At 41.9% G+C, this 6,907-nt stretch carries 6 protein-coding genes; 5 read left to right on the top strand and 1 reads right to left on the bottom strand.

All coding sequences use genetic code 11. The features are described 5' to 3' along the window. Positions 1–157: 157 nt before the first annotated feature. From grpE to rsgA, 5 genes are all read left to right on the top strand, one after another. Positions 158–901 carry a nucleotide exchange factor GrpE gene (grpE, locus tag ACKPEB_RS21675; RefSeq protein WP_408967093.1) on the top strand — a complete coding sequence of 248 codons (744 nt, stop codon included), beginning with the start codon at positions 158–160 and terminating at the stop codon, positions 899–901. Between the two features lie 124 nt (positions 902–1,025). Then, positions 1,026–3,077: a molecular chaperone DnaK gene (gene dnaK, locus ACKPEB_RS21670; protein ID WP_408967092.1), complete on the top strand. Its 2,052-nt coding sequence runs from the start codon at positions 1,026–1,028 to the stop codon at positions 3,075–3,077. 191 nt (positions 3,078–3,268) lie between these two features. After that, the gene (dnaJ, locus tag ACKPEB_RS21665) at positions 3,269–4,399 is read left to right on the top strand and encodes a molecular chaperone DnaJ (protein ID WP_408967091.1); all 1,131 of its coding nucleotides are present in this window, start codon (positions 3,269–3,271) and stop codon (positions 4,397–4,399) included. 78 nt (positions 4,400–4,477) lie between these two features. Continuing rightward, positions 4,478–4,735, top strand: coding sequence for a sulfurtransferase TusA family protein (locus tag ACKPEB_RS21660; protein ID WP_408967090.1), 258 nt, complete (start codon positions 4,478–4,480; stop codon positions 4,733–4,735). Continuing rightward, positions 4,732–5,883 (top strand): small ribosomal subunit biogenesis GTPase RsgA, encoded by a 1,152-nt coding sequence (rsgA, locus tag ACKPEB_RS21655; RefSeq protein ID WP_408967089.1) that lies wholly within the window; start codon positions 4,732–4,734, stop codon positions 5,881–5,883. Before ACKPEB_RS21660 ends, rsgA begins: the two co-directional genes overlap by 4 nt. A gap of 239 nt (positions 5,884–6,122) precedes the next feature. On the opposite strand, the gene ACKPEB_RS21650 is transcribed toward rsgA, so the two are convergent. Next, a partial coding sequence (locus ACKPEB_RS21650; protein ID WP_408967088.1) for a glycosyltransferase family 4 protein occupies positions 6,123–6,907 on the bottom strand: 785 nt, incomplete at its 5' end.

Genomic DNA, 6,907 nt, shown 5'->3' with positions numbered 1-6,907 from the left:
TGACCTTGAGGATGTATTTTAAGATATGATTTTGATTAAAATTTTTAAAGTAACGAAATGTCATGATGATTAATAGCGGGGTTGCTCCTCATCTTTGGAAGGATTAGGATACTCTCGCGCTGATTTTCTGTGATTAACAAGGACAAACAGTACCATTATGATGCCTCATTCAACGGCTAATACTCCTGATGAACTAACAGGTCAATCCTATTCAACCTCAGAGTCAGAATCACCGAACTCTGAGCCAATCGATGCTGATGTCAAAGCAGCAATGGAATCAATTGCCTACACGGATACCGGAATCGGGGAAGCTACAACTGAACCCCAGCCTGAAAAAACTTTTGGCGAAGAATTGGAGTCAACCGATGACAACCTTCGATCCGAAGTCATGGCTTTAACAGAAGCGAACACAGCCTTGAAAGCTCAACTGGAAGATGTTAGTGGTCAATATCGGCGTTTAGCTGCAGATTTTGAGAATTTCCGCAAACGCACTCAAAAGGAAAAAGAAGAGTTAGAAATTAACATTAAAGGCTCAACCCTCAAGGCGTTACTTCCGGTTGTCGATAACTTTGACCGGGCGAGATCCCAAATTAAACCCCAAACCGATGCGGAAATGAATATCCACAAGAGTTACCAAGGAGTTTATAAATTAATGGTCGATTGTCTCAAGCAACTGGGGGTATCGGTGATGCGTCCAGAAGGTCAACCCTTTGACCCCAATTTACATGAAGCCGTCATGCGAGAACCAACGGATGCTTATCCTGAAGGAACTGTGATTGAAGATTTAATGCACGGTTATCAGCTAGGAGAAAAGGTGTTACGTCATGCAATGGTGAAAGTGGCAACGACCCCTGAACCTGATTCCACTGAATCTCCAGCCGAAGTTGAAGAAACCCCTTAATCAGTCATCAGTTATCAGTTATCAGTCAACAGTCAATCGTCAACAGTCAATCGTTACCAGTCAATCGTAACCAGTTGTTGGCTGATTACTGATTACTGATCACTAATAACTGATAAGAGGAGCTATGGGAAAAGTCATTGGTATCGACTTGGGAACAACTAATAGTTGTGTTGCCGTGTTGGAAGGTGGTAAACCGATTGTGATTGCTAATTCCGAAGGAGGTCGCACAACTCCGAGTATTGTGGGATTTGGCAAATATGGCGATCGCTTGGTGGGTCAATTGGGCAAGCGACAAGCCGTTACCAATGCGGAAAATACGGTTTATAGTATTAAGCGGTTTATCGGACGTCGTTGGGAAGATACCCAAGAAGAACGCTCACGGGTTCCCTATAACTGTGTTGAAGGCAAGGATAATACCGTTAATGTGAACATTCGCAACCAAGTCTACACCCCCCAAGAAGTCTCGGCGATGGTGTTGCAAAAGCTTAAGGAAGATGCGGAAGCTTATTTGGGCCAACCCGTGACTCAAGCTGTGATTACGGTTCCCGCTTATTTTACGGATGCTCAACGACAAGCAACGAAAGACGCGGGAACCATTGCGGGGTTAGATGTCCTACGCATTATTAATGAACCTACCGCCGCTGCCCTATCCTATGGTTTAGATAAGCAAGATCAAGATCAAAAAATTCTGGTGTTTGACTTGGGGGGCGGGACTTTTGATGTCTCGATTCTACAACTCGGAGACGGAATTTTTGAAGTGAAATCAACGGCGGGAAATAACCATCTCGGTGGAGATGATTTTGATAATTGTCTCGTCCAATGGATGATCCAAAAATTCAAAACCACTGAAGGAATTAACTTATTAACAGAAAAAATGGCTCTGCAACGGTTACGAGAAGCCGCAGAAAAAGCTAAAATTGAGTTATCCAGCCGCAATACCACTTCGATTAATTTACCGTTTATTACTTCTGATGATTCTGGGCCTAAACATTTAGAACTAGAACTCAGTCGCAGCGAATTTGAAGGGTTAGTTAAACATTTGGTAGACAGTACCATTGAACCGGTTACCCAAGCTTTAAAAGATGCAAATTTAGAACCGAATCAAATTAATCGGATTATTTTGGTGGGCGGATCTACCCGCATTCCGGCGGTTCAACAAGCAATTAGTCAGTATTTTGGCGGTAGAACTCCAGATCGTTCGGTTAACCCGGATGAAGCGGTGGCTTTAGGGGCTGCTATTCAAGCTGGAGTCTTAGCAGGGGAAGTCAAAGATTTATTGTTATTAGATATTACTCCTTTGTCCCTGGGATTAGAAACATTGGGGGGTGTTTTTACTAAAATTATTGAACGAAATACAACGATTCCTACCAGCCGTTCTCAAATGTTTTCCACTGCTGTTGATGGGCAAACAGTCGTTGAAATTCACGTTCTCCAAGGAGAACGAGCTATGGTAAAAGATAATAAAAGTTTAGGAAAGTTTCTCCTCAATGGTATTCCTGCTGCTAAACGCGGTATTCCTCAAATTGAAGTTTCTTTTGATCTCGATGCCAATGGAATCCTAAAAGTTGTCGCGGAAGATAAAGGAACCGGACGAGAACAAAGTATTGAAATTACCAATACGGGAGGATTAACTGAAACGGAAATTGAACGGATGCGGCAGGAAGCAGAAATCTATGCTGAAGAAGACGAAAAACGTCGCTTAGTAGTAGAACTGAAAAATCAGTCGGAAACCTTATTTGCTAATTGCAAAGAAACTCTCAAGGGCAATGCTAATCTGATTAGTAATGAACTTAAAGAACGAGTTCGCAAAGAAGCGGCGGCTTTAAAACAGGCAGTTGCTAATCCAAATATTGCCTACGAAGACATGAAACATCGGTTAGAATCCTTCCAAGAAATGCTTTATGCTCTGGGTTCAGCTATTTATGAACAAGCAGGTCAGAGTTCTTCTTCGGCTTCCTCTGTTAATATCGAATCTTCAGAATTTGAGAGTTCTCAAGAGGAAATGGAATTCCCAGAAGCAAGAGAAGAAACAGAAGCAGTAGTAGCAACCGAAGCAGCCACCAATCCTGATCATGGATTATCTGTGTTTGGCAATAGTAACATTGAGGCTGCCTCGGAAACTCATCGGGTCTCTGATTCTGATCCGGGCAATCCTTTTACTAATAAACTGAATTGAAGGTTCTGTTGTTCCAGGCAACCCCATTAATAGTTTGATTGAGTCAGGAGGATTTATGATAAAATAACTAATGCCTCAAAAAGCACCCGATCTCAATTTTGAACCTTAGACCGCTTGTGGGTGAACCATCCCATTATCCATCGTTAACCGTTAACACATTTGTTCTTATTTATTTTTAGGCAAAATACTCTATGGCAGGCGATTATTATGAAATATTGGGTGTCTCCCGCGACGCAGATACAGAAGAACTCAAACGAGCTTATCGTCGCCTAGCTCGCAAATATCACCCAGATGTCAATAAAGAACCCGGCGCCGAAGAACGGTTTAAAGAAATTAGTCGCGCTTATGAAGTGTTAAAAGAACCGGAAATGCGCGCACGATATGACCGTTTTGGAGAAGCAGGCGTAGCGGGAGGTGCCGGAGGGTTTGACCCCAACTTTACCGATCCGTTTACCGATATTTTTGAAAGCTTCTTTAGTGGCTTCGGCGGAGGGATGGGTGCTAATGCCCAAGCTCGCAAACGCACCGGCCCAGTTCGGGGGGATGACCTACGCTTAGACCTGCGTTTGGACTTCAAAGAAGCAATTTTTGGCGGAGAAAAAGAAATCCGCATTAAACATTTAGAAACCTGTGAAACTTGCACCGGAACTGGGGCTAAACCCGGAACTCGCCCTCAAACTTGTTCCACCTGTGGCGGCAGTGGTCAAGTGCGGCGGGCTACTCGTACTCCCTTTGGCAGTTTTACTCAGGTTTCCGTTTGTCCAAACTGTAACGGGACTGGACAAATGATTGAGGATAAATGTTCCACCTGTGGCGGTCGTGGTTTAAATGAAGTTACCAAAAAACTGAAAATTAATGTTCCGGCGGGGGTGGATAATGGCACTCGTCTCCGGGTCGCCTCTGAAGGGGATGCAGGTAAACGCGGGGGGCCACCCGGCGATTTGTATGTGTTTTTATCGGTAGCTCCTGATGCCAAATTTAGACGAGATGGCATTAACATTCTCTCGGAAGTTAAAATCAGTTATCTTCAAGCTATCCTGGGTTTTAACTTTGATGTTGAAACCGTTGATGGCCCCACAAAATTAACGATTCCCCCAGGAACTCAACCCGGAACTGTATTAACCTTAGAAAGTAAAGGGGTTCCCCGTCTAGGAAATCCTGTCAGCCGGGGTGATCATTTAATTACGGTTCTCGTGGAAATTCCCACAAAAGTGACTCCAGAAGAACGGGAACTTCTGGAACAGTTGGTGAAAATTCGAGGCGATCGCACCGGAAAAGGCGGACTTGAAGGGTTCCTCGGTAATTTATTCCAACAAAAATAAACGCTTGTTTGTTGTCTGTTGATCATCAACAGCCAACAGTCAACAGTCAAGAATCAACAGACAACACAGGCTATTGTCATGACACAAACCAATTCCTTAACACCGGATGCTCAATTAGATTTACGGGGAACTCCTTGTCCCATCAATTTTGTTCGCACGAAACTCCGCTTAGAACAAATGGCACCGGGTTCGCTTTTGGAAGTTTGGTTGGATGCGGGAGAACCCATTGAGCAGGTTCCTGATAGTTTGACGATGGCAGGCTATAACATTGAACAAATTAAAGACTGTTCAGGCTTTTTTTCCCTACAAGTTCGTCGTCCTGTGACCGTTCAATGAGTTTAAGAGAAACTGATGATCCGTTGCAGATGGCAGAACTGGTGGGAACAGTCGTCGCTGTTCAAGCCAATTTCTATCAGGTTCAACTGGACGTTCAAACCATTTCACCCCCTGAAACAATGCTGTTATGTACCCGTCGTTCTTTGCTCAAAAAGATGGGTCAGCAGGTGATGGTGGGAGATCAAGTTTTGGTGGTAGAACCGGACTGGTCAGGAAAACGCGGTGCTATTGCTCAAGTTTTCCCCCGAAAAACAGAATTGAGTCGTCCTCCGATTGCTAATGCTAATCAGATTTTGTTGGTTTTTGCGATCGCAGAACCACAGTTAGAAGCAACGGCGTTAAGTCGGTTTTTAGTGAAAGCTGAATCAACGGGTTTACAGGTATGTTTGGGTTTAAATAAATGCGATTTAGTTTCTACAGATGAGTTATTAGAATGGCGCGATCGCTTATTAAATTGGGGTTATCAAGCTATATTTATGAGTGTTAGTCAGGGTTTAGAATATACCATTACTTCTGATTATCAAATTTTGCAAAAATCTTTGTTTCAAGCTGAAAATTCTTTTGAAGAGAAAACTTTATTGCATCAACTTCAAGATAAAACAACGGTTATTTCTGGCCCTTCTGGAGTTGGGAAATCGAGTTTAATTAATCAATTAATTCCGACTATTAATTTACGGGTTGGTAGCGTTTCTGGTAAGTTGGGTCGGGGAAGACATACCACTCGTCATGTTGAATTATTCCAATTACCGACGGGGGGATTATTAGCAGATACACCCGGATTTAATCAACCAGAATTACAATGCGAACCTCAAGAATTAGTGAATTATTTTCCTGAAGCAAAACACCGTTTTCAGCAGGGAAACTGTCAGTTTAGTGATTGTTTACATCGAGATGAACCCAATTGTATTGTCCGAGGTGACTGGGAACGCTATCCCATTTATTTGGATTTTTTAGAACAAGCGATCGCTTATCAAGAAACTCTTCAACAACAACGAGATGTAGAAACTAATGTTAAATCTAAAATGAAATCAGGAGGTAAACAACAATTAGAACCCAAATTAGCTAGTAAAAAATACCGTCGTTCTTCCCGTCGGTTTCAACATCAAACCTTACAAGATTTATGTGAAGATTTTAATGAAGAAGAGTAGCAGAAATTAAATTTTTTAGGCTCAACAACCCATTTTAATTGAGTATAAGAAGTTAGATCAATCAGAGGTTGAAAAAAAACAGAAAAAAGCTGAGACGACAATAAAATATCCATTCGACTTGACAAAAGCCGCCAGAGGAGGTAGTATAGTCATACGTCTAACCTGAATATACTATTGATTATTTATTCAACACCACAAAACCGATCTATAAAATCGCTGAACCAATAAGTTGGGATTCATTAGAGGTACTCTTGGATAATTTTGGCTGTATGTTTTCCCGTTTTTTCCCAGCTAAATTGTTTAATTTGTTCTAATCCTAATTGTCTAAACTGCGATCGCAATTCTGAAGAAGTGGCTAGGGTTTCCATCGCTTCAGTGATTTCTTGAACTTGATAAGGATTAACATAAAATGCGGCATTTCCTCCCACTTCAGGTAAAGAAGACAGGTTAGAAGTAATCACAGGAGTTCCACAAGCCATCGCTTCTAAAACGGGAAAACCAAAACCCTCCCAAAGACTGGGAAAAACTAATGCGATCGCTTGATTAATCACTTGAATAAATTCATCAGCCGGAACATAATTTAAAAACTTAACTTGTTCAGTTAATCCTAAGTGTTGAACCTGGTGTTTGAGTTTAGGGGTATAGGTTTGATCCGTTGGGCCAGCTAACCAAAGTTCATAGTCGGATCGATTTTTTAAATTAGAAAAAGCTGTAATTAACCGAGATAAATTTTTATGACTATCATGACGACCAATATAGAGAAAATAATCACGGGTCGGTAAATCTAAAAATTGAAACCGTTGGAGATCATAAGCAAGGGGAATGGGTGTGATTTTCTGCTCAGGAAGCTTAAAAAATTGGATTAAATCTTGAGCCGTTGCGAGCGAATTACAAACAATATGTTCAGCTTGAGATAGAACCTGGGGAATATAATATTTAAAATAAGCTGTTAACCGTGAACCTCGCCGGGGAAACCGTAATGGAATTAAATCATGAGCCATCACAATTGAGCGACACCCACAAT

Source organism: Planktothrix sp., assembly GCF_046067725.1.
Taxonomy (GTDB): Bacteria; Cyanobacteriota; Cyanobacteriia; order Cyanobacteriales; family Microcoleaceae; genus Planktothrix.
Note: the sequence above shows the minus strand (reverse complement) of the source record. Positions and strands in the feature narration are given on the sequence as shown.

Excerpts from the sequence above, each read along its gene's own strand:
- grpE (WP_408967093.1), top strand. The coding sequence starts at position 158 with ATGATGCCTCATTCAACGGCTAATACTCCTGATGAACTAACAGGTCAA.
- dnaK (WP_408967092.1), top strand. The coding sequence starts at position 1,026 with ATGGGAAAAGTCATTGGTATCGACTTGGGAACAACTAATAGTTGTGTT.
- dnaJ (WP_408967091.1), top strand. The coding sequence starts at position 3,269 with ATGGCAGGCGATTATTATGAAATATTGGGTGTCTCCCGCGACGCAGAT.
- ACKPEB_RS21660 (WP_408967090.1), top strand. The coding sequence starts at position 4,478 with ATGACACAAACCAATTCCTTAACACCGGATGCTCAATTAGATTTACGG.
- rsgA (WP_408967089.1), top strand. The coding sequence starts at position 4,732 with ATGAGTTTAAGAGAAACTGATGATCCGTTGCAGATGGCAGAACTGGTG.